Below are 25,532 nucleotides of genomic sequence, written 5' to 3' on the forward strand. Positions count from 1 at the left end.
GGCAAGTGCAGCGGATCACTTCGCTTTGTAGATGATCCCCGGGCTGCACTGCACCATCTGATAATGATTAGGCAGACCATTGAGCGCCTCGGAAGCCCCGAGGAACAGATAACCACCCGGTTTCAACATGGCATGAATGCGCGTGAGGATGTCTTTCTTCACTTCCGCAGAAAAGTAGATCAATACGTTTCGGCAGAACACCACATCGAACTTACCCAGGCTGGCATAACTGTCCAGAAGGTTCAGCGGGCGAAACTCAATGCGACTGCGAATGGCCGGTTTGACCACCCAGCGCCCCGGCCCCTTGGGGTCGAAATAGCGCTGCAGACGCTCCGGTGAAAGCCCACGCCCCATCGCCAAGCTGTCGTACTCACCCGATTTACAGTTGATCAACATGGACGGCGACAGGTCAGTCGCAACAATCTGCACTCCGGCCTTGAGTTGGCCAAGATTGGTTTTTTCGAATTCATCAATGGTCATTGATAATGAGTAGGGCTCCTGCCCCGAAGAGCAGGCCGCCGACCAAATACGCAAACGCTGCCCCGGGCTAGCCTTGATCAACTCCGGCAGAACACGGCTTTTCAGCACCTCAAAAGGGTATGTGTCGCGAAACCAAAGGGTCTCATTGGTAGTCATGGCATCAACAACCTGCTCACGCAGACCACTGCGCGGCTGGCTTTGCATACGCTGCACCAGTTCACCCAGAGTTTTGATGTCATTCTGTTCCATCAGTTTGTTCAGTCGACTGGAAACCAGATACTGCTTATTGCTACCCAGCAGGATGCCGCAGGCTTTTTCCAGGAAGGTCCGGAACTGCTCGAAATCCAAATTACCTGTAGACACTCGCGAAGCCTCGACGAACAAATTTTCCACTGAGGGCCGAGCCCTCAGTCCCCTGCCGCTATATTGATGCGGTCAGCTACCCGTGCAGCCAGGTCATCCGGCCGAAACTTGGCGAGGAAATCATCCGCGCCCACCTTCTTGACCATGGCCTGATTAAAAACACCAGAAAGCGAAGTATGCAGGATGATGTGCAGTTTTTGCATTCGAGGGTCGGAACGAATCTCCGCCGTCAGGGTATAACCGTCCATTTCGGGCATTTCGATGTCGGAAATCAGCATAAGGAATTCTTCTTCCGGCTTCTTGCCCTCCTCGACCATAGCCTTCAGATAATCCAACGCCTGACGACCATCGTTCAGCGCGACCACCTCCACGCCTACAGTTTCCAAACAACGCGTAACCTGCTTGCGCGCAACCGATGAGTCGTCGCAGGTCAGTACCCGTTTACTCACTGCACGGGCCTGAGTACGCGCATCAAGAACACCTTCAGAAATCACCTCGGAGGTCGGCGCCACCTCTGCAAGAATTTTTTCGACGTCAATGATTTCAACCATCTTGTCGTCCAGGTGCGTCACTGCCGTCAAATAGTGATCGCGACCAGTACCCTTGGGTGGCGGATGAATCGACTCCCAGTTCATGTTGACAATGCGCTCGACGGAATGCACCAGAAAACCCTGAACCTTGGTGTTGTATTCAGTGATGATCACGAAACTGTTATCGATATTGGACAACGGCATGTTGCCTGTGGCCATGGACAAATCGAGAATCGGGATGGTGCCGCCACGGATATTGGCCACCCCGCGAACAACCGGGCTGGATTTGGGCATGATGGTGAGTTTGGGGCACTGAAGCACCTCTTTCACCTTGAACACGTTGATGCCATACAACTGATTGCTGTTAAGACGAAACAGCAGCAATTCCAAACGATTCTGGCCAACCAACTGAGTTCGCTGGTTAACCGAGTCCATCACACCGGCCATACCCAAACTCCTTATTTGAGTAACAGATTACTGTCAGCTTAGCAGGCGGCACGCAGCTTGCTATCTAACCCACTATGAAAACCAAAACGACAACGAATCGACGCTCATCATCGAGATTCTGCCACTGGCTGGCAGTTTTACCCGCTTTGATGGCACTCGGCTATAGCAACGTAACACCAGCAGAGGCGACTCACGCCGAAGAACTTATCGGCGCCGGCAACGCTTTTCTTGAGCAAGCCGTGGATGATTATTTAGAGCGTAGCAACATCACTGCACGTCACCAGATACAAATAAACCAACTCGACCCTCGCCTGCGCTTACCGCTGTGTGGCACACCCTTGATGACGACCCTCGAGAGTCCAGCACAGCCTGTCGGTCGCGTGACACTGCGGATTCGCTGTGAAAGTAATGCGCCATGGACAGTATTTATTCCTGGCCAGGTGCGTTTATTTCGTGAGGTAGTAGTTGCCAGCCGCCCACTCAAACGAGACGGTCTGATAACAGAAATGGATGTCGGCCTGGCGGAAAGAGATGTCGGCTTACTGAACCAGGGTTACCTGACGGAAAAACATCAGGTTGTTGGCAAAAAATTGACGCGCGCTGCAATTATCGACCAAGTCATAACCCCTACCCAGCTTCAATTGGCAGAAGCCGTTCGTAAGGGTGATCACGTGGTCATCAGTGCCAAGAGCGGGATAATCAGTGTCCGCATGCCCGGAGAGGCGCTATCATCAGGGTCAGTAGGCAAGCAAATCAGCGTGCGCAACATCAAATCAAACCGGGTAGTACGAGCACGAGTAACCGCTCCAGGCCAAGTTGAAGTCCCAATGTAGGCATGAATTTTGATTGACTTAGCGGATAACTCACGCTGGCGATTGTTCTCAGTGTGTTTAGACTGTCAATAAACGCAACACTCAGCCCTAAAGTTTTCGCTATCAAGGCCGACACGCTAGGCAAGCGTCCAAACACTGTTCGAGGTTCTGCATCATGGTCATCGACATCAACCGGCTTAACAATGCCGCAACGCCAGCCAGTTCGGGGCGTGCAGGCAGTGCCCAGGCAGGTGGCCAGAGCGCAGTCACAAGCAATCAGCCCACTGGCAATATGCCCACACCTACCGAGCAATCCCAGCAGGCGGGCAAAGGCGGAGAATCTGTGCAGCTGAGTCGCGAGGCTCAACAACTTCAGAAAGCCAGTGAAAAGTTGCGCGACCAACCTAGCGTCAACAAAGAGCGCGTTGCGCAACTCAAACAAGCTATCGAGAGCGGCAGTTACCAGGTCGACAGCCAGCGTGTTGCCAGTAAATTGCTAAATTTCGAATCCCAGCGCTAGTCAAAGGGCTGCGCTTGGGGCTGTTGGTCGCCCAACGGAAGTTTCATGTCTCAGCACTGGAACTGCCGTTCCCCAAAAGAGCCCGCAATGCACGACACCAAACTGCTTGAATTGTTTAACCATGACATCGGCATCGCAGAGCAACTGCTTGCACTCATCAATAAAGAGTTTCAAGCACTCAGTGACCGCGATCTCCCCTACCTGCAGGCCTTGCTAAGCGAGAAATTGCCGCTGCTGGGTCAGCTTGATCAACACGGTCAGGAACGCAGCCAACTTCTCACTGACCTTGGTCTTTCGGCAGACCGCGAAGGCCTGCACACACTCGCCAGAAGCTCTGATCACGCCCAAGCATTGCTTGAACACAGTGAGCAGCTCAGCACTCTGCTTGAGCGTTGCCAGGCAGCTAATCTGCGCAACGGCAGATTAATCCGCTCCAGCCAGGCGTCAGCCAATAGCATGCTTGGCATTCTGCGTGGCAACGAAACTCCAAGCCTCTATGACAGCCGTGGCAGTGCCGCTAGAATCGGCCAGCAGCGCCCGCTCAGCCAGGCCTGAATTTTCCATAAGGCACAGGGACATGCTGTCATATAGCCAGTATTCTAGTGCCATCGCATTTGCCCGGAGTGTAATGGACCGTGTCCAGTCCTTTTAATCAGGAAGATGGCCCTCAACCCCCCAAGGTGCTTAAGACGCCTGTGGAAATTGTTGCCAACCTGCGCCAGCTGCAACAGAACCACGATCCACTGATCATAACGTTTGACGAGCGAAAACAACGTTTTCAGAGCTATGTCATTGCAGTTGACCGCGACAAGAACCTCGTCATTCTTGACGAGTTGATGCCCAACGATGGTGAGCGCTACCTGCAGAATGGTGAAACCTTCCACGTCGAAGCCTTTCACGAAGGCGTGCGTGTAGCATGGACATGCGAGCAAACCCTACGTTTCAGTGAATACGAGGGCTCACGCTGCTACCTGAGCCAAATACCGCTTGAAATCACTTACCATCAACGCCGCAGCGCTTTCCGTGCACCACTTAAACAAAGTGAGCTGATCAAAGTTGAACTGGGCGGCGACAAGCTGAGTACCACCGTATCAGGCTTACTTCTGGACATCTCAGCAACCGGATGCAAACTGCGCTTCCCCGGAGATATCACCAATAGCCTGCAAGCCGGTCAGGTTTATGAGCGTTTTACCGCTCGCTTTCCTTTTGGCGCGATGACTACAGCGATCGAGGTGCGCCACGTGCAGTATGACGACAAGCTGGATATCAGCTTTATCGGGGCACGGTTTCACAGGATCAATGGCCAAGAGCAGCGCTCGGTGGAGCGTTTCGTCTATCAACTTCAGCGTGAAGCTCGCCGCTTTGACAGCGACGGCTTGCTTTAGTATCAGAGCAGGATATTCAGCACCGCCAGGCGCGACAGATCCTCGGGCCGATCCACATCCCACAACGCAGGCAGCAACGCCGGTGGCCAATCCAACTGCCGCAGGCGTTGCAGGGTCAGGTCGAACACCCGCTCAGTACCCCACGGCATGTCACTGAACAGCGTCGGCGCCATGCCACGCAAACCCAGCAGCACATAACCGCCATCCTCAGCCGGCCCGATCACCACCTTGTGCTCCTGCAACGCACGACAAGCCGCCTGCAGGTATACGCCATCAAGGGCCGGGCAATCATTACCGATAAGAATCACCGCATCACTGTCCGCCAACCCCAATGTAGCGATACGGCGCATGCGCTCCCCTAGATCCCCCACTGGCTGCTCGACCAGCGTCCATGCCTGGGCATCGGCCAGCGCCTGCAACTCGGCACTGGGCAGATCATCCAGCCAGAGAAAGCGCTCACTGAAACCACTGGCCGGCAACTGCAAGGCACGCTCCAGCAGGAGCTGCTGCAGATCGCAGGCACCCTGTGCACCCAGGGCCGGAATCAGACGGGTCTTTACCCGCCCCGCCACCGGTACACGCGCCAGTAGATGCAAGGAAATCGAAAGGGTCATAACAGTGATCCTCGACGGTACTGGCGGGCCAGCGTTTCTGGGCTGACACCACAGTAATAAGCCAAACGCAGGCACCACATGAGTATTACGGTACGCCAAATACCGTGCTGCTCCCAGCGCCTGCTGGATGTCGACAGGGGCGGGCGCAGACAACGCGGGCGGGCCTGCGCCTTGAGCTGGCGACACAGCTGCAAGTCTTCCATCAGCGGAATCGGGGCATACCCCCCCAACGCGGCAAAGGCCGCCTTGCGCACAAAAATCCCCTGATCCCCAGAGGCAATACCGGTCAGGCGCGAACGCAGGCTGATCATCGACCCAATGACCCAAAATGCCACGCCTGGACCAGAGAGTCGCACGTCAAAGCGCCCCCACAGCGGACGATGCTGCAGCACATCCTGTAAGCGCTGCAGCGACGGCCCACTGACCCGTGTATCGGCATGCACAAACCACAAGTATTCCCCTTGCGCGCGCGCAGCGCCGGCATTCATCTGCAGAGCACGACCGGGATCGGTCTTGAGCACCTGGTCAGCCCGCCCGCGCGCCCGTTCAACGGTACCGTCGCTACTGCCACCATCAACCACAATCAGCTCCGCACCCTCAGCCCGCAGCGCTGCCAGATCGTCCAGCAACGCAGGCAAAGCATGCGCCTCGTTACGCACCGGGATTACCACACTGAGCAGCGGCCTCACCTGCGCACCTCAGACTCAGCTGCCGCTTGCGCTGGTACACCCTCATCCGCGCTTGGCGCGGCGCTATTGTCATGCATCTGCTCCTGCACCACCTGCTCAGCCACACGCGGGTCGAGGGCAGCGGTCAGGGGTGAGCTGATGGTGCTGTCAGGCATGGGGATATGGTGCAGCGGAGCGTCTACAACCTGATGCAGATGCGTGACCCGCTCCGGCCGCACCCGCAGCACCAGAATCAGCGCACAGCCGCAGACGAAGGCGTACAACATATTGGCGCCGAGAAAGCGCATCAGCACGCCCGCCAGCAACGGCCCGATACTGGCGCCGACACCGAAGGTAACCAGCAGCATGGCCGTCAGTGATACCCGACGCTCGGCTTCGACATGGTCATTGGCCAGCGCCACCGCCAGTGGATAAAGACTGAATTGCAGGGCGCAAACCAGGAAACCTACGACAAACAGCAGCAGCACGCTCGCCTCTGGCAACAGCGCCAGAGGTAGCGCGGCCAGGGCCAACAAAGCCGCACAACCACGAATAAGTCGCACGCGGTCATGCCGATCAGACAACCAGCCAAGCGGCCACTGCACCAACAAGCCCGCAATGATGCAGCAGCCCATAAACAGCCCCACCTGCTCGGTGGACAGGCCCATGCGCGTGCCATACAGCGGTGCCAGGCCATAGAACGACCCGATCAGCAGCCCCGATACGACGATAGTGGTTAAGGACAGAGGCACTCGCGCGATAAAGAAGCGCATTTCCAGCGGAGCTGGATGCAAGGGCGCAGGGTGCAACTTGCGCGTCAGAGCTACAGGCACCAGACACAGGGCAAAGCACAGCGCCACTAGCATCAGCAGCTCCAGGCCCAGCGTCGGGTGCACCACCAGCACCAGCTGACCAAGGATCAGACCGAGGTAAGAGGCCCCCATATAGCCGGCAAACACCTGGCCGCGCTGGCTGGTTTCCGCCTGCTCATTGAGCCAGCTCTCGATCACCATGTACTGGCACATCATGCCGAGGCCGACCAACATACGCAGCAACAGCCAGCTGGGCAGCCAGTCGCTCAGCCCATGCCCGAGCACTGCAGCGGTAACTACGCCGGCACAGGCCACATAAGCGCGAATATGGCCAACCCGGGCAATCAGCCGATGACCAATCTTGCCGCCCAGCACCAATCCCACATAGTTGGCCGCCATCAGCGCACCGACCCACAAGCCGTCCGCCGTTTCGGCCAGACGCAGCGCCAGGTAAGTACTCAGCAACCCTGAGCCGAGCAGCATCAACAGGGTGGCGAAATACAACGAACTGAATGACTTGAGGATCACGGACATGGGGTGGCGCTTGGCTCCAATGGGCCGCCGAAACCATGCTCGGCAGTCAGGTTTTTAGAGCCTGTTTACGATCTCGCGAGCTAAAGCCCTGCAAGGCGCTACGTTAGTAACAGCCTGCGGCTGGTCAAAACAGACGAGGAAGCGGTGTGTACGCGTTGTACATGAGCATCCGAGCCGGTTTTTCGCGCAGCAGGGCCGACGCGCAACAGATCGTAGGCAGGTTCTCAGGCGTGGGCCGCCAGCACGCGGCGCTCCCACGGGGTAATTTCATCAAAGAAGCTGGTGAGCTCCAGTGTCTTGCTGGCAATGTAGCCTTCGATGAACTCTTTGCCGAACAGTTCCAGCGCTAACGCACTGCGCTTGAGACGTTCAATCGCGGCATGCATGGTACAGGGTAGCGCCAATTCGTCCGGTACTTCGAACTCACCCTGGATAGGCGCACTAGGCTGCAACTGCTGCTCAATCCCATACAGCCCCGCCGCAAGGCTCGCCGCCAACGCCAGATATGGGTTGGCATCGGCGCCTGGCAAGCGGTTCTCCACCCGCCGCGCTACCGGCGCACTGGCCGGAATGCGCAGGCCGGCGGCGCGATTATCCTCGGACCAGCAGGCATTGTTCGGAGAAGCATAAGGATGGCAAAGGCGCTGATAGGAGTTCACGTGCGGAGCAAATAGCAGGGTGAAATCGGCCATGGCCGCCTGCTGTCCGGCAATAAATTGATAGAACGCCGGCGTTGCCTGGCCATCGGCCGCGCTGAAGATATTCTGCCCACCGCCCTGCTCCACCACGCTTTGATGAATATGCATGGAGCTGCCAGGCGTGTGCGCCAGCGGTTTGGCCATGCACACCACAGTGAGACCGTGCTTGAGCGCGACTTCCTTGAGCAAGTGTTTGAACAGAAAAGTCTGATCCGCCAGCAACAGCGGATCGCCGTGCAGCAGGTTGATCTCGAACTGACTGACGCCCATCTCATGCATAAAGGTATCGCGCGGCAACCCCAAGGCGGCCATGCACTGATACACCTCATTGAAGAAGGCGCGCAGGCCGTTGTTGGAACTGACACTGAAAGCCGACGCGCCATCCTCACGTCGACCATCCAGACCCAGCGGCGGCTGAAACGGCTGCAAGGGGTCGGCATTGCGGGCAAACACGAAAAACTCCAGCTCGGTCGCCACTACGGGCTGCCAGCCATGACTGGCATAGCGCGCCACAACCTGCTTGAGCAGCCCACGGCTCGACAGGCCGGAACTGCGCCCGTCCAACTCATCGGCATCGCAGATCGCCAGTGCTCGTGGTGTATCGCTCCAGGGTAGGCGGTGCACCTGCCCCGCCACGGCATTCAGTGCCAGATCACCGTCATCACTGCCGTAGAACCGTGCAGCTGGATAGCCGCCCATGATGCATTGCAGCAAAACCCCTCGCGCCAACTGCAAACGCCGCCCCTCAAGGAAGCCCTCCGCCGTCATCACCTTGCCGCGCGGCACACCATTGAGGTCAGGCGTCACACATTCAACTTCATCAACACCACGCAACAACTCAGCCAGGGCGGTGCGGTCGAGGGTACTCATTTGCTGTTGTCCTTATTGATGCAAGAGGCCGTAGTCGAACGGCGAGGCGTACAAAATACGCACCAGGCGTTCGATATTTCAAGCAAAGCTATGTCTGCCACCTGAAGCGCAGGCTAGCGAACAGAATACATCGATTAATTAGATATTAATGATCATGCACAAACACTCCATAAATTCTCTTTTAGACACTCGTAAACAAACATAACTAATTGATAAATAATAAATAAAATCAACTATCAATACCATCGATGATTACCATGCCCAGCCTGCACTTCTTCATCAAATTTTCATCCGTATCATTCGCTCCGTACTCACTTACACCCGCCCTTACGAGGAGCCTGAACATGAAAAAGCACATTCTCACCGCCGTGATCCTGAGCAGCCTGTCCATCAGCGCCTTTGCCCTGCCACAGAACAACACGCAGCCACTGCTGGGTGAATTACGGGACAGCAGCGTAAAAACCCTGATGGGTTTTGGTAGCAACCTGCAAACTGAAGGCGGTGCCGACCACACTGGCACAAACCGCGTCGCCGAAGGCGGCGCTGATCGCCTGCAAGAGCGCCTGCGCTTAGCCCAAGACGGTGCTGACCGCACTGGCGCAAACCGCGTCGCCGAAGGCGGCGCTGATCGCCTGCAAGAGCGCCTGCGCGTAGCCCAAGACGGTGCCGACCGCACTGGCGCAAACCGCGTCGCCGAAGGCGGCGCTGATCGCCTGCAAGAGCGGCTACGTGTTGCCGAAGACGGTGCTGACCGCACACACGGCCTGCGCGTTAGCTGATCAGCACTCAGAGACAACAAATAAGGTGCTCAATCGAGCACCTTATTTGTTTATTGCACAGGCAACTCCAACTGCGCCAAGCGCTCTTCCAGCGCCGCGATGCGCGCCTCCAGAGCTTCCAGACGCTCATCCTGCTGACCGCTCGCCGTCGCGCGCTGCGGCTCACGGGCCCTGACAGCCAACGCGGCCTGCAAATCCGCCGCATCACCCAGTCCGTGCATATAACGATCTTCACGCTGCCCGCTTTGACGCGGCAGTAGGCAAACCAATTCGCGACTGATCAGCCGCTCAAGGTGATGCTGCACCTGCTCGGCATCATCAAAATCATGCATGCGGCTGCTGCGCGTCAGCAGCTCGTTGATAGTCTGCGGGCCACGCAGCAGCAACAGCCCGATCAGCACCACCTGCGCCGCGACCAGCTCCAGCGCCTTGTCGGCGCGATGCTCCCAGCGATCCGCCCGGCTACCCATCACCAGGCGCGCCATTTCATGCCCCTCCAGGCTGCGCAGAGCCTGGCCGACCTGGCCGGCGGTAAGGTTGAGCACCGGTTCACGGCTGGTTTTCTGATTGCAGGCCAGCACCAGGGCATTGAGCGTCAGGGGATAGGCTTCCGGTGTTGTCAGCTGTTTCTCGATCAGGCAACCCAGTACCCGCGCCTCTACAGCGCTCAAGGTTTCAACGGCCACGGCCTGCGCCTCTTCGTTGGACATAACCACCTCATGACTGACAAAGGCACTAACCTAGCCCAGCTGAAGGCTGGTTGATAGGCATGAGCACCATTGGGCAGCTCAGTTTCCGAGCGCAGGAATAAAAGTTGACCATTGTGATAGAGTCGCGCGCTATTTTTCAGCGTGGCCCTGCTTCACCCTCGCGAAAAGCCTCACAACGTGCACTGCAACCACGCCCCCAGCGCCTGGCCACAAGCCACCGCGCCCCACAGGGAGCACAGGCTGCATGCCCTGATCGAGACACCTGTCATGACCGTTGCCCAACACCCACTTCTACAGCTGCTGAATCGCACCAGCCTGGTACTGCAAATCGTCATCGGCCTGTTGGCTGGTATCGCTCTGGCTCTGTTTTTTCCGGCGGCTGCCGCCAGCGCCAGCTTCCTCGGCACCGTATTCGTTTCGGCGCTGAAGGCTGTGGCGCCAGTGCTGGTCTTTGTACTGGTGGCGGCTTCCATCACCAACCATCAGCAGGGCCAGGAAACCCATATCAAACCGATTCTGCTGTTGTACCTGATCGGCACTTTAAGCGCTGCGCTGATCGCCGTGGCGGCCAGCTTCGTCTTTCCCTCGAGCCTGACCCTGACCGACAGCAGCGCTGAACTCTCGCCCCCTGGCGGAATCCTCGAAGTGCTGAAAACCCTGCTGCTGAATGTGGTGGATAACCCGATCAACGCCCTGCTCACAGGCAACTTCATCGGCATCCTGGCCTGGGCCATTGCCCTGGGCTTTGCCTTCCGTCACGCCAGCCCAGGCAGCAAACAGATGCTCGCCGACCTCTCCGACGGCGTGACCAGCATTGTCAAACTGGTGATCCGTCTGGCGCCTTTGGGCGTTTTCGGCCTGGTAGCCGCCACGCTGGCCGAGTCTGGCATGTCCGCACTGCTCGACTACCTGCACCTGCTACTGGTGTTGGTGGGCTGCATGCTGTTTGTGGCCCTGGTGGTCAACCCGCTGATCGTTTTCGCCAAGATTCGTCGCAACCCCTACCCACTGGTGCTGACCTGCCTGCGCGAAAGCGGCTTGACCGCTTTTTTCACCCGCAGCTCGGCCGCCAATATCCCGGTCAACCTGCAGCTGTGCCAGCGCCTGGGCCTGCATGAAGAGACCTACTCGGTGTCGATCCCCTTGGGCGCGACCATCAACATGGCCGGCGCAGCCATCACCATCAGCGTGCTGACCCTGGCTGCCGTGCACACCCTGGGTATCGCCGTGGACCTGCCGACTGCGCTGCTGCTCAGCGTGCTCTCGGCCATTTGCGCCTGCGGTGCATCCGGCGTGGCCGGCGGCTCGCTGCTACTGATTCCACTGGCCTGCAGCCTCTTCGGTATTCCCAATGAGGTGGCCATGCAGGTCGTGGCAGTCGGTTTTATCATCGGCATCGTGCAGGATTCGGCGGAAACCGCGCTGAACTCCTCCACCGACGTCCTGTTTACTGCCGCTGCCTGCCAGGCCGCTCAACCGCGCAGCTAAACCGCCTGCAACACAGACGGCCTGCTCCCGCAGCAGGCCTTGTTTACCCCTGGTTACCCTTGCGGCGTTTGCCTGACCGAACGATTACGGTAGGCTTTGCCGCTTCTCTATTAAGGAGCAATGCCCATGGCCCGCGCCACTGCCCGTCACATCCTGGTTGCCACTGAAGACAAGTGCAACGAACTGAAAGCTGCCATCGAAGGCGGTGCCGACTTCGCCCAGGTCGCCAAAGACAACTCCAGCTGCCCGTCCAGCCGCAACGGCGGCGACCTTGGCTCGTTCGGCCCAGGCCAGATGGTCAAAGAATTCGACACCGTGGTATTCAGCGCCCCAACCAACGTGGTGCAAGGCCCGGTGAAAACCCAGTTCGGTTATCACCTGCTGGAAGTGACCAGCCGTCAGGACTGATCCACTCCTCGCGCTGGGCTATCCAAGCCCAGCACATCCCCTCTCTACAGCACGCCAACCGCCGCGCAACATGCGCCGCAGCCGCACGGCAATCGCCAGGTATACTCGCCGGCCAATCTCCCGTAATGCGGACCTTGTCATGCACCCTACCAGCGCAGATGAACCCACCCTCGCCGCTCAGACTCACGACGACGATCCGTCAACCGATCTGCCAGCCGCCGCCCACAGCCTGCAACCCCGTGGTTTTGCCTCCCTGTTCAGCGCAGCCAAAGCCGCGACCCGCAAGCAGGATCGACAGCGCAAGCCGCAAAAGGGCATCCCCTCAAGCCATGAGAAGAAGATCGGCCCGGCACCGAGCGGTACGCGTCGTTCCATGGGCAAACGCTAGCTGTAACGGGCCCGCCAGCGCGCCGGCAGCCAACTGCCGGCGACATTCAGCAGCAAGCCCAGCATCACCAGCAGCGCGCCTAGCCACTGCAGGCAGCCCAGCCGCTCATCCAACAGCAAAGCGGATGATGTTATGCCTACCAGTGGCACCAACAACGAAAAGGGTGCCACCTGGCTGGCCGGATAACGCGACAACAGGCGGCTCCACAAGCCATAACCAAGGATGGTCGCACCGAACGCCAGGTAACCCAGCACCCACAAACTGTTCAGGTTGAACCCGCGCAGCGCAGCCTCGATCGCTTCGGGGCCCTCCAGCAGCCAGGACAGGGCAAAGAACGGCAACGGTGGCACCAGGCTGCCCCACACCACCAACCCCACCAGATTCACCTTGCCCAGCTTGCGCGTGACGATATTGCCCAGCGCCCACATGGCCGCGGCGCAGAGCGTGAGAAGAAAACCGGCCAGCGTCATCAGGCCGCTGCCCTGCGCGCCGATCAGCAGCAAACCGCTGGCCGCCACCAGCAGCCCGAACAGGTTGACCAGACGAAAGCGCTCGCCCAGCAGCAACACAGCGAACAGCAAGGTAAAGAACGCCTGCGACTGCAGCACCAGCGACGCCAGCCCGGCCGGCATGCCGACCGCCATAGCCGAGAATAGAAAGGCAAACTGCCCCAACGAAATGGTCAAGCCATACGCCAGCAGCCAGCGCAGCGCAATCTGGGGGCGCTTGATAAACAGCACGGCCGGAAAGGCCGCCAGAAGAAAACGCAACGCCCCCAGCAGCATCGGCGGCATCTCGTGCAGGCCAATCTTGATCACCACAAAGTTCATGCCCCAGACGATGATCACCACCAGGGCCAGCAGTAAATCCTTGGGCTGCATAAGCGCTCCGGATTAATCAATCTGCACTTATTAGACCTGCCAGCAGCGCCATAGCGCCCATACAGAGACCGCGCAAATAAGCCGTACAGCACCTCACTGATCGGCAGATTGCAGCGCCACAGGTGCCGCAAACGTCTCGAAGGGCTAGAATCGCAGCCCTTAGCATTTTTCGGATCTTGAGCCGCGCGAGCGTGGCCATTGTTAGCGCGCTATCGCCGGCGCACAGCAGGTCCGAAATCCACCTATTAACCCGCAACGACGAGATACCCTATGGGCGCCCAGTGGAAAGCCAAACCTAAAGAAGCCGCGGCCAACGCCAGAGGCAAGATCTTCGGCCGCTTGGTCAAGGAAATCATGATCGCCGCCCGCAACGGCGCCGACCCGGACCTGAACCCCAAGCTGCGCCTGGCCATCCATCAGGCCAAGAAAGCCTCGATGCCCAAGGAAACCCTCGAGCGGGCGATCAAGAAAGGCGCCGGCCTTCTGGGCGACACCGTGACCTTCCACTCCGCCACCTACGAAGGGTTTGCCCCGCATCAGGTGCCGGTGATCATCGAGTGCCTGACCGACAACATCAACCGCACCGTGGCCGAAGTCCGCGTGCTGTTCCGCAAGGGCCAGATGGGCGCTTCTGGCTCGGTGACCTGGGATTTCGACCATGTGGGCATGATCGAAGCCAGCACCGAAAGCGATGCCGACCCGGAAATGGCCGCCATCGAAGCCGGCGCTCAGGATTTCGAGCCGGCTGACGAAGGCAACACCCTGTTCATCACCGAACCGACTGACCTCGACGCCGTGTGCCGCGCCCTGCCGGAGCAGGGCTTCAGCGTCAACTCGGCGAAAATCGGCTACATCCCGAAAAACCCGGTGAGCAGCCTGACCGCCGAGCAGCTCGAAGAAGTCGAGGCTTTCCTCGAAGCACTCGACGCCCACGATGACGTGCAGAACGTCTACGTCGGGCTTTCCGGCTAACCCCAGGCTGACCAGACCCGCAGCGCAGGAGGCGCGGCGGGTCCACGAACGGCACGGTTCAATGTGCGCAGTTCGTCGAATCGGCCGATTGACCACTGCCCGCGCTCGACAAAGCGGGTAGAATCGCCGCCCGCCGCGCCACCAGCGCCCGGCGTGTACACAAGGACGTTGTCACACAGGAGTTTTACCGTGCACAAGTTTCTGATTCTGGCCGCCTGCCTGCTGCTCGGCGCCTGCGCCAACAACCCGCAGACGACCTACCAGCAAGAGGTCAAGGCGGGCAAAACGCCAATGGCCAAGAGCGCCCTGGAAGCCATCCACAACACCCAGGCCATCCCGCTGCCGCTCAACCCTGGCCTGCTGGCCCCGCAATGGCCGATCAGCGCCGACGAGCCACGCCTGGATTTTGGCAGTTCGATCTCCAACTACCGGATCTTTTCCCTGCAGCTGAAAAAGGGTGAGCGTTACACCCTCAATGTGCATTCGCTGTGCAACAAGCCATGCATGGGCGTCAGCAAATACGCCCTGAAACCACGCGCCATGCTGCTGGACGCTTACGGCACAGTGATTGCCGACAAGCCTTCGCGTGCCGAAGCCGTGGTCGGCCAAATCAACCTGAGCTGGGATGGTGAAGCCGCCGAAGATGGCACCTACTACCTCCTGGTAGCCGCCGATAACGACGACATCGGCCAGACCATCGTGATTGATGATGTGTGGGTCAACAACTCGCCGCTGATGGCAGTCAAGGTTGATATGCAGAGTGCGCCGTTCGGCAAGATCAGCGCGTTCTCCAGCCCCCGTAAGAAATGACTCCGCTACACATTCATTAGCCCCTCACCAAAGCGCCATGCCAGACAGTGTTAACGCACTGTCTGGCATGGCCTATGCCGTGCAATACCTTATCAAGGATGAGCCATGAAAACGCTGCATTACCTTGTAGCCGCACTGTTCAGCCTGAGCCTGACCGGCTGCGTATCCTTCACCCCGGCCGGCCCGATTGGCGACCCCAAGCAGCCTGCCAATTACACCCAACCCCGCGCCGTGATGGTCGATGACGTACAGATCACCGACAACAAGATCAACGACAACCTGCGCAGAACCCTGAGCAGCCAGTTCACCGAACAGCTGAATAACCGCATCGAACGGGGCGAGTACTTCGCCAAGGTGATCAGCTTCCCAGCCACCCTCGGCGAACAGGATGTGCTGCTCAAGCTCAACCTGACTTCGCTCAAAGGTAAGCGCACGCCGCATCCAGCCTACGTCCCCGGCGCCCTGCTGACGCTGACCATGTGGATCTGGGTCAATGGCCCCATCTATGTCGACAAATACGACCTGGCCGGTGAACTGTCGATTACTGACGCCCAGGGCAAGCTGCTCGCCAGCAGCCGCCAGCAGGTCAAGCTCGACCAGAACACCGGCCTCTGGGACAACGACTACTTCAACATGTCGCTCGGCTCAGACCAGCTCAACCAACTGGTTGAACAGCTGTTGCAGGACAGCACCCGTCAACTCGCTCACCCCTAACAAGGATGTCACGCATGAAAGCCGTCTTTACCGCCCTACTCGCCGCTGCCCTGCTGTCGCTGACCGGCTGCCTGTCCTATTCACATCACGACCTGGCCCAGGTTGAGCAATGGCCTTTGACGACCACCGAACAGCAGACTCAGTCGGCCTACCTCAAGGTTGATAGCCAATACCTGTTCAACGATCAGACTCGCGCCGGCGGCTTCAACCAGGCCAACCTGGAAAAGCTGATCGTCACGCAGTACCAGGACAGCAAGCGGTTCAGCAACGTCACCACGGCCAAGCAGAAAGCTGATCTGTATATCAGCGTGCGCGTCAGCAACCATGAGCGGGGCAGCCTGGCAAGCGCGGTCATCACCGGCCTCACCCTGTTTGTCATACCCGGCAAGTTCAGCAATGAACTGAGCATGGAAACCACCTTCAAGGACGGTGACGGCAAGGTGCTCGGGCGTATCGAGAAGCGTGAAACCATCACCACCTGGATGCAGCTGCTGCTGATCGTGGCGGTGCCCTTCAACGAGTCGATTGACCCCATCCTCAACCAGCTGACCCAGAGCAGCCTGGAAGAAGCCGCACGGCAGAAGTTGATCTAGTCACACCGCACCTGGCACCACGACCGCAACGGTCGTGGTGCCCAACAACCCATCCGCCCACTTATTGATCCATCGCAAGATGCCCTGCTCGTAGCCCCTTAGCCTATGCCGATGACTTCCACTGCCATCGACGAGGTTTCCATGAGCATCACCTCTGCCAGCATCTGCGCCGCCGCCGACCAACTGCAGGGTTTTGTCGGCTTCAACGCCAAGACCGGGCGCTATATCGTGCGTTTTTCCGAAGATTCCTTCGGCCTCGACGTGCTCGAACAGAGCATCACCCCCACCTGCGAATTCGTCTGGCGCGCCTTTGACGGCGAACTGATGAACCTCGACCGCGCGCGCCTGCAACTGCTGCTGGAACAGAACATCGATGACCGCCTGGCGATTAGCGAACCGCTGCGGGTCTACGTGCGCCGTACCGATATGCCGGAGATCAGCGCCGAGCGACGACGCCTGAACGCTTGAGCAGCTTGGCGAGGTGGCCGAATTGACCCAGGCTTGTTCACTTGCACCCTCACAACAACGGCGCACGGCAGACTAAGCTCGACGGGTCAGAATCACTCGCCAAGGAGCCTGCCGATGTTCGACGTGCTGATCAAAAACGCGCTGTTTTTCGATGGCAGCGGCGCACCCGGTGTCGTGCGCCACCTCGGTATCCGCGATGGCAAGCTACAAACAATCAGCGCCAGCGCCCTGGATGAGAGCGATTGTGGCCAGGTAATCGATGCGCAAAACCGCTGGGTGACGCCCGGTTTTATCGACATGCACACCCATTACGACGCCGAGCTGGTGGCCGCCCCAGCGCTTAAGGAGTCGGTGCGCCATGGCGTCACCACCGTGATGATCGGCAGCTGCTCAATCAGCATGGTGCTGTCCGGCCCGGAAGACTGCTCGGACCTGTTCACCCGCGTCGAATCGGTACCCCGCGAGCATGTATTGCCACTGCTGCAGGCACGCAAGACCTGGAACAGCGCCAGCGAATTCGCCGCCTTTCTCGATCAGCATCCCCTGGGACCGAATATCTGCTCCTTCCTCGGCCACTCCGATTTACGCGTTGCCGTGCTCGGCCTTGAGCGCGCGGTAGACGCCAAGGTACGCCCCAGCGAACAGCAACTGCAGCAGATGGAACGCCTGCTCGAAGACGCACTGGATGCCGGCCTGCTCGGCCTGTCGAGCATGACCAACCCCTGGGACAAACTCGATGGCGACCGCCAGCGCTCGAAGTCCCTGCCGTCGGTGTATGCGCCCTGGGCCGAGTACGCGCGGCTGAACAAGATCCTGCGCCGGCGCGGACGCATCCATCAGGGCGCGCCGAACCTGGTGACCAAACTCAACGTGCTGGCCTTTCTCTGGGACAGCATCGGCGGCTGGTGGCGCAAGCCGCTGAAGACCACCCTGATCACCCTGATGGATGTCAAAGCCGACCCTTGGCTGGCGCCGATCCTCGGCCCACTGACGCGCTGGATCAATCGACTGAGCAACGCCGACTTCCGCTGGCAAACCCTGCCGGTGCCGTTTGAGACCTATGCCGACGGTATGGAGTTCGTAGTCTTCGAAGAATTCCCCGCCGGCCAAGCCGCCCTGCACCTGGCGAGTCATGACATGCGCAGCCAGCTGTTTCAGGACCCCGCCTACCGCCTGCGCTTTCGCCAGGACGTGGAAAAGAAATTCGGCCCACGGGTCTGGCACCGCGACTTTGACGACGCCTGGATCGTCGATTGCCCGGACGCCAGCGTGGTCGGCAACAGCGTCGGCGAACTGGCCAAGGCCCGTAATGAACACCCGGCCGATCTGTTTCTCGACCTGTTGGTGGCTCATGGCCCGCGCCTGCGCTGGCGTACCCTGATCGCCAACCATCGCCCCGAGGTGGTGGAAAAACTGGTGTGTGAACCCAGCACCCTGATCGGTTTTGCCGACTCCGGCGCGCATATCCGCAACATGGCCTTCTACAACTTCGGCCTGCGCCTGCTCAAGCTGGTGCGCGATGCCGAGCTGCGCGGGCAACCGGTGATGCCGATCGAAACGGCCATCTGGCGCCTGACCGGTGAGCTGGGCGAGTGGTTCAATATCGATGCGGGAACACTCTACGAAGGGGCCAGGGCTGACCTGGTGATCATCGACCCGACGGCACTGGACGAATCCCTGGCCAGCTACCAGGAAGCGCCGATGGAGGCCTTTGGTGGCCTGCAGCGCATGGTCAATCGCGGTGCGGCGGTGGATGCCGTGTTGATCAATGGCCGCGTGGCCTTCCAACATAACGAGTTCGCCGCCAACCTGGGCACAACACGCGGCTACGGTGAGTTCCTGCGCAGCCGCGCCTGAGCCGATTAGACGGCATGCGACCTACGGCGCACCGGAACGGCGCCAGGCTGGCATAATGCGCGCCGCACGCTCTGGCAAAGCATGCCGTTCCGGTATTGAAAGGACTCATATCGCTATGCCCTCCCCCCTACAACAGACCGTCTGGCGCTGGCTTGCAGGCCTGTTGCTGTGTGGCCTGCTGACATCCGTACAGGCTGGCGAAGCTGCCGATATTTATTACCCACGCTGGAGCGATGGTGACGAATCCCGTCCCGACTATGCCCTGGCCCAACTGCGCCTGGCACTGGACAAAGCAGGCAGTTCGCTGCGCCTGAAACCCTCACCCGCCAGCATGGAGCAGGAACGCGCATTAATTGACCTGCAACACGGCAAGCATCTGGATGTGGTCTGGAGCATGACCAGTCGCGAACGCGAGGAACGCCTACTGGCCGTGCGAATTCCCCTGGACAAGGGCTTGTTCGGCTGGCGTATCGCCTTGCTGCCACGCGAGCGCATGAATTTGTTCAAACAGGTCAATAGCCTTGCTGACCTGCGCCAGTTTTCAGCTGGCCAAGGCCATGATTGGCCGGACACCACAATTCTGCGCAATCAAGGCTTGCCGGTTGTGGTGTCGTCCAGCTATGCCAGCCTGTTTCATATGCTGCAGGCGCGGCGCTTTGATTACTTCCCACGCTCAGTGCTGGAAATCGGCGACGAACTGCAACACCCACGTGCACAGCAACTGGTCGCCGACCCACACGTGCTGCTCCACTACCCCACCGCGCTGTATTTTTTCTTTTCACCGCAGCGTCCAGAACTGGCCGAGACGGTGCGCCGCGGGATGGAAGCAGCCATCGCAGACGGCTCATTTGAGCGTCTCTTTCAGCAACATTTCGCGGCCATTCTGCAGCAGGCAGCACTTGCGCAGCGCCAGGTAATCGAACTGCCCAACCCGCTCCTGCCCAGCGCCACGCCGCTTAAGCGCCGTGAGCTGTGGTTCAGTCCGGCAACGTTGAAACGCTGACTGGCACAGCCAACGTGGTTTGCACCGCCTTGCGGCTATGCGCACCGAAACGTTTGAACAACTCCACCAGCACCTGCTCCAGCACGGGATCGGCGTGCGCCAGGGCCAGTTGATTGCCGCCACTGAAACCTGGCGCGGCCGCTGGCTTGCGCGCCAACCACTGGCCGATCAACTCATCAAAGCTATCGGCACTGGCGTAGGCTTCGGCCGCCACCACCTGTTGCGGGTAGTCCACCGAGAAGGCCGGGTAATCAGAACCCGCAGGGTTTTGCGTATAAGCCTGCAGCAAGGGCGAGGCCGCCTGCTGATTCATCAGCTGCTGCATACGCTCCAGCTGATACTCCTCGATGGCCGTATGCCGATCCGCTACGCGGGCAATCGCTGCCAGACGGTCCTCGGGATAACCGGCGGCGCCTTTGAGGGCAATCAGCATCAGCTCTGGCGTATTGAACCCCGGCACCGTCTTGGCGTGATAGGGCTGGGTCAGGTCCTGCATGTAGTGCAGTGCCCAACCGAGAAAACGGTAACCCCAGTATTCATGACCATGCTCCAAAGCCAACCGGGCCAGGCCGGTGTACTGGTAGATGCGCCAGTGCGGCAGGGTGCGGCGCAGATAGGGCGCGGCCTGGAAGACCAACTCCGGCTCGTGGTAGTAGCCGATATGGAAAGGCGCCTGGGAGGAGTACTCGAAGCGCGCATCGCCAAAGGGCTGCACACCGAAGTTGTATTGCGCGCCGACTTCACCCGGGTTGTCGCTGAACAGGTTGATATCGTGACCATAGTCCGGCTCATCGGCCGCACTGCTGAGTACCTGAATCGCACTCACGTCCTCACCGGGCTGCAAGGCCAGGTAGCGCCAGTGACTCCAGGGGCCGATCTTGCGAAACACCAGCACCTGCTCGGCAGGCAGAAGCGGCCGACCATCATCAGCCTGCCCCGGTAGTTGTTGCACAAAACCGGCCAAACGAATCTGTGGATTGACCCGCAACGCCTGCAGAAACGCCAAGCGGCGCTGCTCCGGCGCGGTGTGAGCGGCATCGAAGCGCAGATTATCCGGACGCGCTGGATAGTCCGGGAAATGCGCACGGGCAAAGGCTTCCTGCTGATCCAGCAGCTGCTCGATGGCCGGCGCCTGCGCATCGAGAAAAGCCTCCAGCGGCTCATAACGCAAGGTGCGCTGCAGCTCCGGCAGAGCCTGCAACGCCAGCTGACTACCGAGCGAGTGATTGGACCAAGCCAGCGCACTTGTTGACTGGAGCACCAGGCAACAGGCAGAGAACAACAGGAATAATGGCTTCATCAGAACTCCGACAGCAGGCAGTACAAAAACGCACAGACTAACGCCAAAGCAGCCAGCTGGCACTGTCGTATCAAGTCAGCCCATTCACTAATCGGGCAGCCTGCGCACCCAACCAGGCTGAGTTAAACCGTAAACACCACAGCCGCCACCACCAAGCCAGTCACCAGCAACACCATCAGTGCCAGCAAGGGCTTGTTCAGGCCATTGGGTGCACTGGCGGGCGCAGCAGCGCGCATGGGATTGGCCGGCGCGGCGGTACGCAGCGGGTTGGCCTGGCCGCTCGACGAGCTGGACAGAGGCGCTTGCTTGAGCGGTTTGGGCAGATCCACCGCACGCATAAACAGCGTGGCATCTTCATCTTCGCTGGCCGCCACGGTGCTTTTCGGGCCGATCACCAACAGGCTGACCGAGCCCATTTTCAGCTGATCACCCGGTTGCAGAGCGGCCGAGCTGACTTTTTGCTGATTAACCCAAAGGCCGTTGGCTGATGCCAGATCCTTGACCTCCAGGACGTCATCGCGGAGGTAGAACTCACAGTGCCGACGCGACAACTCCTGATCACTGAAGCACAACTCGCACTTCACCGACCGACCAAAGGTCATCGAGCCGCTGATATGAAATTTCTTGCCTTCGTGCTCGCCCTGAATCACCTGCAAAAACCAGCGCGGGGCTTGCTCAACCGGGGTCTTACTGCGCGCAGGGTCGACCAGTAGGAGCTCCACGTCGCCCAGTCGCACGCGGTCATCGGCACGCAATTGAAAACGCGTGGTTACCCTCTCGTCATTGACAAAAGAACCGCCAGCACTGCCGACATCGGTGAGGAAATAGAAGCCTTGATCCTGACGGATTTCGGCATGGAACGGTGCAATACCCGGCACCGTCAACACCAGGCTATTGCGGCTGTCCTGGCCAATGGTGAAACGCTCGTCGACCAGCCAGATCGGCGCCTGACGATTGTCACTGAAGTGAATTCTGAGCATTTGCGCACTCCGCCATTAACCTGTTGAACACCCCACTGCGGGTTGAGCTACGCCGCGCTTCGACACGGCGTGCTGTCACGGCCGCGCATGCTGCCTGTCATCCAGGCCAGTAGCAATACGCCCGCACGGAGGCTTACTTAAATAAGTTGTTCCACAGCCGCTTGACCGGGTTAACCGGTGCCGATTGTTCGGCAGCCGCAGGACGGCGCCGGGGCGCCTGGGCCAGGCGCACGCGTCGTTCATGGCCATCCCGCAACTGCAGCAACTGCTCATTGGCCGGTTCCACTTCCAGGCCCTGCTGTACCAGCGCCAGAGCCAGGGCAAACTCGCGGCGTTTGTAGGCGGCTTCGCTTTGCTCGATATAGCGCTGCGCCACCCGGTTGATCCCGGCCAAGGCCAGCAGGTTGTCCGGCTCCCAGGCCAGTACCTGGCGGAAGTAGTGAGTGGCGCTGTCATCTTCCGGCAGCAGCAACTGCTGATCAGCCAGGCGCTGCTCGGCCAACACCAAGGACTGATTGATCCGCGCCTGCAGCACGCGCGCCAGACCATCAAGGGCCGCGGGGTTATCCGCATCGAGTGCCAGCACCTGGCGGAACAGGTAATCGGCGTTGTCCTGCGGCGGCTCCAGCAGGCTGCCGTTTTGCAGGCGCAGCTCGGCACGCGCCAGGTAATCGCTGATTTGCTTCTGCTGATACAAGTAATAACCGCCGCCGGCGACGCCGGCCAGCAACACGACGCCGGCGAGCAGCAAGACCCATAGCGCACTGCGCGCAGTTTTGCGTCTGGCCGGTTTGCCCAGACTGAGCGCCGGAGCGATGCGTGTGCTGTCCGGGTCATCGCGGGTCAGTTCATCGAGGCTGGCCAGCAGCACCTTGCAGTCGGCAAAACGCTCATCCGGCTCTTTCGCCAGCATGCGTTCAAGCAACCACTGATAACGCTGCAAATGTGCAGGCAACTGCGGCACGTCCATCTGCAGGTGGTTCATCACGGTCTGGGGGTAGTTGGCGGCGCGATACGGATTGGTGCCGGTGAGCATCTCCAGCAGGATCACGCCCAGGCTGTAGATATCACTGCGTGCATCCAATGCCTGGCACTGCGCCTGTTCGGGGCTGCTGTAGGACGGGCTGCCAACGGCGATACCGAACTGGGTCAGGTCATGGTCCAGCTCAAGCGCCTTGGCCACGCCGAAGTCGGTGATCACCGTCGTACCGTCGCTGCGAAAGAGGATGTTGGCCGGTTTGATATCGCGGTGTACCAGGCCCTGGTCATGCACCACGGCCAGACCGCTGGCCACCTGCTGCACGATGCGCAGCGCGCGCGGCAGGTCGAACACCTCGCCTTTGTACTGCGCCAGATCACCACCGGGGACAAACTCCATGGTCAGATAGTGGCGACCATCGGCGAGCTGGTTGATGTCATAAATAGTGATGATCGAGGGGTGATGCAGGGACGCCACGATGTGGCCTTCCTTGAGAAAGCGCTGACTAAACGCCTGATCATCTGCACTCAGCAGCACCTTGATTGCCACCTTGCGCTGCAGTGACGTCTGGGTGGCCAGGTACACCTCGGCCATGCCGCCTTTACCCAGGCGGCCGTGCACCTGATAACCGGGAATATCGAGCAATTGTTCAGTCATGGAGGTCAGTGCACACCGGCGAATTAGGACTTGCGGGAGGTAAACAGGCGGCTGAGCAAACCTCGCGGTTTAGCCTCGACGCTGGGCGCGGCCGCATCACGGCCGAGCACGATACAGGAGATATTGTCCTTGCCACCCATTTCGTTGGCCTGCGCCAGCAACTGTTCCACCAGCTCATCAAGGGTCTGGGCGTTGCTGCACAGCTGCTGGATCTGCACGTCGTCCAGCTCGCCGGTCAGACCATCGCTACACAGCAGCAGCAACTCATGCTCACCGAGCGAGCCTTGCAGCATGCCGATCTCCAGCGGCTGATCATCACGGCCCAGGCACTGCAGGATGACATTACGCTGTGGATGGCTACGCGCCACCTCGGCGCTCATCTGCCCGGCATCGATCATGGTCTGCACCCAGCTGTGATCGCGGGTCAGGCGCTCGATATGTCCAGCACTGACCCGATAGGCGCGGCTGTCGCCGACCCAGACAATGCTGAACGCCGCGCCAGCGAAGCGCACCGCCACGAGGGTTGTGCCCATGCCACGCTGCTCATCGGCGCGCGCCACGCTGAGAATCGCCCGATTGGCCGCATGCACCGCACCGAGCAATTCCTGACCTTCGGCGCAGGCCGCCTGCAGCACCTGTAATGCCAGGGCGCTGGCCACTTCGCCACATTGATGACCGCCCATGCCGTCAGCAATCGCCCATAGATTCAGCTGCGGGCAACACAGCAGAGCGTCTTCATTGTGCCCACGCACCCGCCCAGGCACGCTCTGGCCGGCATAAATCAGCGCTTGTTCCATCAATGTCTCGACTCAGGGGTTCAACAGTCGCACTGCAAGCAGGCTGTGCGCGGCGTAATACGCCCATGATGCGGCGGCACGCACAGGCTGTCACCGCCAGCCACCGATTTTGCCGGTGAACTGTTAACCAGTCGAATCCTGTCCTGCATCCAAGCCCCGGGTAACGCCCCCAGCTATTCACCCAACATGGGCGTAGACTCCTAAGTACCAACCTCGCCTCACCGCGAGGGAATGGCCCGCTCCAGAACATTCAACCACGACAGTGTCAGAGGTGAAGATCATGAGCAAAGGTATGGACTCAAAGAAACAAGTGAAGAAAAAGCCGCTGAAAACCGCCAGCGAAAAGCGCATGGACAAAAAAGACAAGCAAGGTGCGAAAACCCTGCTCGGCAGCCACGCCGCCAATATCTGACGCACCGGTCTGAGGCAAGCACCATGCTTGCGCTCAGGCATCCACTCACCGTCGCACCCGTACCTGCCATGCACTACCGCCTACTCCCCGCCCCGCTTAAACCACTTGCCGACAAGTTCTACCGCAGCCAACACTCAGCCATGCGCGCCACTGCCGGCGCACAGCTGTGGGTGGCAGAAGATCGGGAAATCGTCGCCGCACTCTGCCTGCAGCAGGTCGCGCACGGACATTGGCTAACCAGCCTGCTGGTCGATAGCACGCAGCGTGGGCAAGGCGTGGCCCGCCGGTTGATCGAAGCAGCTCTGGCCGATTGTGCCGCTCCGGTCTGGCTGTTCTGCCATCCGCAGCTCAGCGACTTCTACCTGCGCCTGGGCTTTGCGCCCTGCACCGAGCTGCCTCAACCATTGGCTGAGCGCCTGGCCCGCTATCAGCGCAGCAAAAGCCTGCAGGCATTCTTCCGCGCGCCTTGCCCAAGCCTTACAGCACAAGGACTGGAGCCTTAGTACCAAGTCAAACAGACACCATTTGGCAGGAACCAGCAAATACTGGCACTTTGCTCATTTTCACTATTGCCATCGCCAGGGCAAGCTCTGCATGCTTAGC

29 protein-coding genes are annotated in these 25,532 nt (G+C 59.6%); 17 read left to right on the forward strand and 12 right to left on the reverse strand.

Features of this window, described 5'->3' with window-relative positions:
• Positions 1-15: 15 nt before the first annotated feature.
• Positions 16-843 carry a protein-glutamate O-methyltransferase CheR gene (gene cheR, locus OU997_RS01955; RefSeq protein ID WP_108487710.1) on the reverse strand — a complete coding sequence of 276 codons (828 nt, stop codon included), beginning with the start codon at positions 841-843 and terminating at the stop codon, positions 16-18.
• Between the two features lie 44 nt (positions 844-887).
• A complete protein-coding gene (locus tag OU997_RS01960) occupies positions 888-1,820 on the reverse strand; it encodes a chemotaxis protein CheV (RefSeq protein ID WP_108487591.1) in 933 nt (310 codons plus the stop codon).
• 74 nt (positions 1,821-1,894) lie between these two features.
• Here OU997_RS01960 and flgA point away from each other — a divergent pair, with 74 nt between their 5' ends.
• The 4 genes from flgA (at position 1,895) to OU997_RS01980 (ending at position 4,537) form a co-directional block, all read left to right on the forward strand.
• Complete coding sequence (gene flgA / locus OU997_RS01965; protein ID WP_108487589.1) at positions 1,895-2,653, forward strand: flagellar basal body P-ring formation chaperone FlgA; 759 nt, start codon at positions 1,895-1,897, stop codon at positions 2,651-2,653.
• A gap of 154 nt (positions 2,654-2,807) precedes the next feature.
• Entirely contained in the window at positions 2,808-3,152 is a 345-nt protein-coding gene (flgM, locus tag OU997_RS01970) for a flagellar biosynthesis anti-sigma factor FlgM (protein ID WP_108487588.1), read from the forward strand.
• 87 nt (positions 3,153-3,239) lie between these two features.
• The gene (locus tag OU997_RS01975) at positions 3,240-3,707 is read left to right on the forward strand and encodes a flagella synthesis protein FlgN (RefSeq protein WP_267808697.1); all 468 of its coding nucleotides are present in this window, start codon (positions 3,240-3,242) and stop codon (positions 3,705-3,707) included.
• Positions 3,708-3,787: 80 nt separating this feature from the next.
• Positions 3,788-4,537: a flagellar brake protein gene (locus OU997_RS01980; protein WP_108487584.1), complete on the forward strand. Its 750-nt coding sequence runs from the start codon at positions 3,788-3,790 to the stop codon at positions 4,535-4,537.
• 2 nt (positions 4,538-4,539) lie between these two features.
• On the opposite strand, the gene OU997_RS01985 is transcribed toward OU997_RS01980, so the two are convergent.
• The 4 genes from OU997_RS01985 to OU997_RS02000 all read right to left on the reverse strand — a co-directional run bounded on the left by OU997_RS01985 (position 4,540) and on the right by OU997_RS02000 (position 8,631).
• Positions 4,540-5,151: a TIGR04282 family arsenosugar biosynthesis glycosyltransferase gene (locus OU997_RS01985; RefSeq protein ID WP_108487582.1), complete on the reverse strand. Its 612-nt coding sequence runs from the start codon at positions 5,149-5,151 to the stop codon at positions 4,540-4,542.
• On the reverse strand, positions 5,148-5,840 hold the full coding sequence (locus OU997_RS01990) for a TIGR04283 family arsenosugar biosynthesis glycosyltransferase (protein WP_218278418.1): 693 nt from the start codon (positions 5,838-5,840) through the stop codon (positions 5,148-5,150). Before OU997_RS01990 ends, OU997_RS01985 begins: the two co-directional genes overlap by 4 nt.
• Positions 5,837-7,165 (reverse strand): MFS transporter, encoded by a 1,329-nt coding sequence (locus tag OU997_RS01995; protein ID WP_267808700.1) that lies wholly within the window; start codon positions 7,163-7,165, stop codon positions 5,837-5,839. Before OU997_RS01995 ends, OU997_RS01990 begins: the two co-directional genes overlap by 4 nt.
• Positions 7,166-7,389: 224 nt before the next feature.
• Entirely contained in the window at positions 7,390-8,631 is a 1,242-nt protein-coding gene (locus tag OU997_RS02000; protein ID WP_177480006.1) for a glutamine synthetase family protein, read from the reverse strand.
• Positions 8,632-9,077: 446 nt separating this feature from the next.
• Between OU997_RS02000 and OU997_RS02005 the strand changes: the two genes are divergently transcribed.
• On the forward strand, positions 9,078-9,512 hold the full coding sequence (locus tag OU997_RS02005; protein WP_267808701.1) for a phage infection protein: 435 nt from the start codon (positions 9,078-9,080) through the stop codon (positions 9,510-9,512).
• Between the two features lie 50 nt (positions 9,513-9,562).
• On the opposite strand, the gene OU997_RS02010 is transcribed toward OU997_RS02005, so the two are convergent.
• Positions 9,563-10,222, reverse strand: coding sequence for a YceH family protein (locus OU997_RS02010; RefSeq protein ID WP_267808703.1), 660 nt, complete (start codon positions 10,220-10,222; stop codon positions 9,563-9,565).
• 267 nt (positions 10,223-10,489) lie between these two features.
• Between OU997_RS02010 and sstT the strand changes: the two genes are divergently transcribed.
• From sstT to OU997_RS02025, 3 genes are all read left to right on the forward strand, one after another.
• Complete coding sequence (gene sstT / locus OU997_RS02015) at positions 10,490-11,710, forward strand: serine/threonine transporter SstT (protein WP_108489449.1); 1,221 nt, start codon at positions 10,490-10,492, stop codon at positions 11,708-11,710.
• Between the two features lie 126 nt (positions 11,711-11,836).
• Entirely contained in the window at positions 11,837-12,118 is a 282-nt protein-coding gene (locus OU997_RS02020) for a peptidylprolyl isomerase (RefSeq protein ID WP_108489450.1), read from the forward strand.
• Positions 12,119-12,257: 139 nt separating this feature from the next.
• Positions 12,258-12,506: a hypothetical protein gene (locus OU997_RS02025; RefSeq protein WP_267808706.1), complete on the forward strand. Its 249-nt coding sequence runs from the start codon at positions 12,258-12,260 to the stop codon at positions 12,504-12,506.
• Here the strand turns inward: OU997_RS02025 and OU997_RS02030 are convergent.
• Positions 12,503-13,387, reverse strand: coding sequence for an EamA family transporter (locus OU997_RS02030; protein ID WP_267808708.1), 885 nt, complete (start codon positions 13,385-13,387; stop codon positions 12,503-12,505). The two genes, OU997_RS02025 and OU997_RS02030, sit on opposite strands and share 4 nt — an antisense overlap.
• Positions 13,388-13,657: 270 nt before the next feature.
• Here OU997_RS02030 and OU997_RS02035 point away from each other — a divergent pair, with 270 nt between their 5' ends.
• The 7 genes from OU997_RS02035 (at position 13,658) to OU997_RS02065 (ending at position 19,804) form a co-directional block, all read left to right on the forward strand.
• Positions 13,658-14,359, forward strand: a complete 702-nt coding sequence (locus OU997_RS02035; RefSeq protein WP_108489453.1) for a YebC/PmpR family DNA-binding transcriptional regulator — start codon at positions 13,658-13,660, stop codon at positions 14,357-14,359.
• A 189-nt stretch (positions 14,360-14,548) separates the two neighbouring features.
• Entirely contained in the window at positions 14,549-15,169 is a 621-nt protein-coding gene (locus OU997_RS02040) for a hypothetical protein (protein ID WP_267808710.1), read from the forward strand.
• 105 nt (positions 15,170-15,274) lie between these two features.
• The gene (locus OU997_RS02045; protein ID WP_108489454.1) at positions 15,275-15,883 is read left to right on the forward strand and encodes a hypothetical protein; all 609 of its coding nucleotides are present in this window, start codon (positions 15,275-15,277) and stop codon (positions 15,881-15,883) included.
• 14 nt (positions 15,884-15,897) lie between these two features.
• Positions 15,898-16,476, forward strand: coding sequence for a hypothetical protein (locus OU997_RS02050; RefSeq protein WP_108489455.1), 579 nt, complete (start codon positions 15,898-15,900; stop codon positions 16,474-16,476).
• A 141-nt stretch (positions 16,477-16,617) separates the two neighbouring features.
• Positions 16,618-16,944, forward strand: coding sequence for a DUF2025 family protein (locus OU997_RS02055; RefSeq protein WP_108489494.1), 327 nt, complete (start codon positions 16,618-16,620; stop codon positions 16,942-16,944).
• A gap of 114 nt (positions 16,945-17,058) precedes the next feature.
• On the forward strand, positions 17,059-18,801 hold the full coding sequence (locus tag OU997_RS02060) for an N-acyl-D-amino-acid deacylase family protein (protein WP_256583024.1): 1,743 nt from the start codon (positions 17,059-17,061) through the stop codon (positions 18,799-18,801).
• Between the two features lie 115 nt (positions 18,802-18,916).
• On the forward strand, positions 18,917-19,804 hold the full coding sequence (locus OU997_RS02065) for a substrate-binding periplasmic protein (protein ID WP_108489456.1): 888 nt from the start codon (positions 18,917-18,919) through the stop codon (positions 19,802-19,804).
• On the opposite strand, the gene OU997_RS02070 is transcribed toward OU997_RS02065, so the two are convergent.
• From OU997_RS02070 to OU997_RS02085, 4 genes are all read right to left on the reverse strand, one after another.
• Complete coding sequence (locus OU997_RS02070; RefSeq protein WP_267808713.1) at positions 19,779-21,104, reverse strand: phospholipase; 1,326 nt, start codon at positions 21,102-21,104, stop codon at positions 19,779-19,781. The genes OU997_RS02065 and OU997_RS02070 overlap by 26 nt on opposite strands.
• A gap of 122 nt (positions 21,105-21,226) precedes the next feature.
• Positions 21,227-22,084: an FHA domain-containing protein gene (locus OU997_RS02075; protein ID WP_267808714.1), complete on the reverse strand. Its 858-nt coding sequence runs from the start codon at positions 22,082-22,084 to the stop codon at positions 21,227-21,229.
• 133 nt (positions 22,085-22,217) lie between these two features.
• Positions 22,218-23,720 (reverse strand): serine/threonine-protein kinase, encoded by a 1,503-nt coding sequence (locus OU997_RS02080; RefSeq protein WP_267808715.1) that lies wholly within the window; start codon positions 23,718-23,720, stop codon positions 22,218-22,220.
• Between the two features lie 23 nt (positions 23,721-23,743).
• The gene (locus OU997_RS02085; protein WP_108489459.1) at positions 23,744-24,517 is read right to left on the reverse strand and encodes a PP2C family protein-serine/threonine phosphatase; all 774 of its coding nucleotides are present in this window, start codon (positions 24,515-24,517) and stop codon (positions 23,744-23,746) included.
• Between the two features lie 280 nt (positions 24,518-24,797).
• Here OU997_RS02085 and OU997_RS02090 point away from each other — a divergent pair, with 280 nt between their 5' ends.
• Both OU997_RS02090 and OU997_RS02095 read left to right on the forward strand, forming a co-directional pair.
• Positions 24,798-24,929, forward strand: coding sequence for a hypothetical protein (locus OU997_RS02090; protein ID WP_256583036.1), 132 nt, complete (start codon positions 24,798-24,800; stop codon positions 24,927-24,929).
• 23 nt (positions 24,930-24,952) lie between these two features.
• A complete protein-coding gene (locus tag OU997_RS02095; RefSeq protein WP_108489460.1) occupies positions 24,953-25,432 on the forward strand; it encodes a GNAT family N-acetyltransferase in 480 nt (159 codons plus the stop codon).
• Positions 25,433-25,532: the final 100 nt, after the last annotated feature.

The sequence above is a fragment of the Pseudomonas sp. SL4(2022) genome (assembly GCF_026625725.1).
GTDB lineage: Bacteria > Pseudomonadota > Gammaproteobacteria > Pseudomonadales > Pseudomonadaceae > Aquipseudomonas.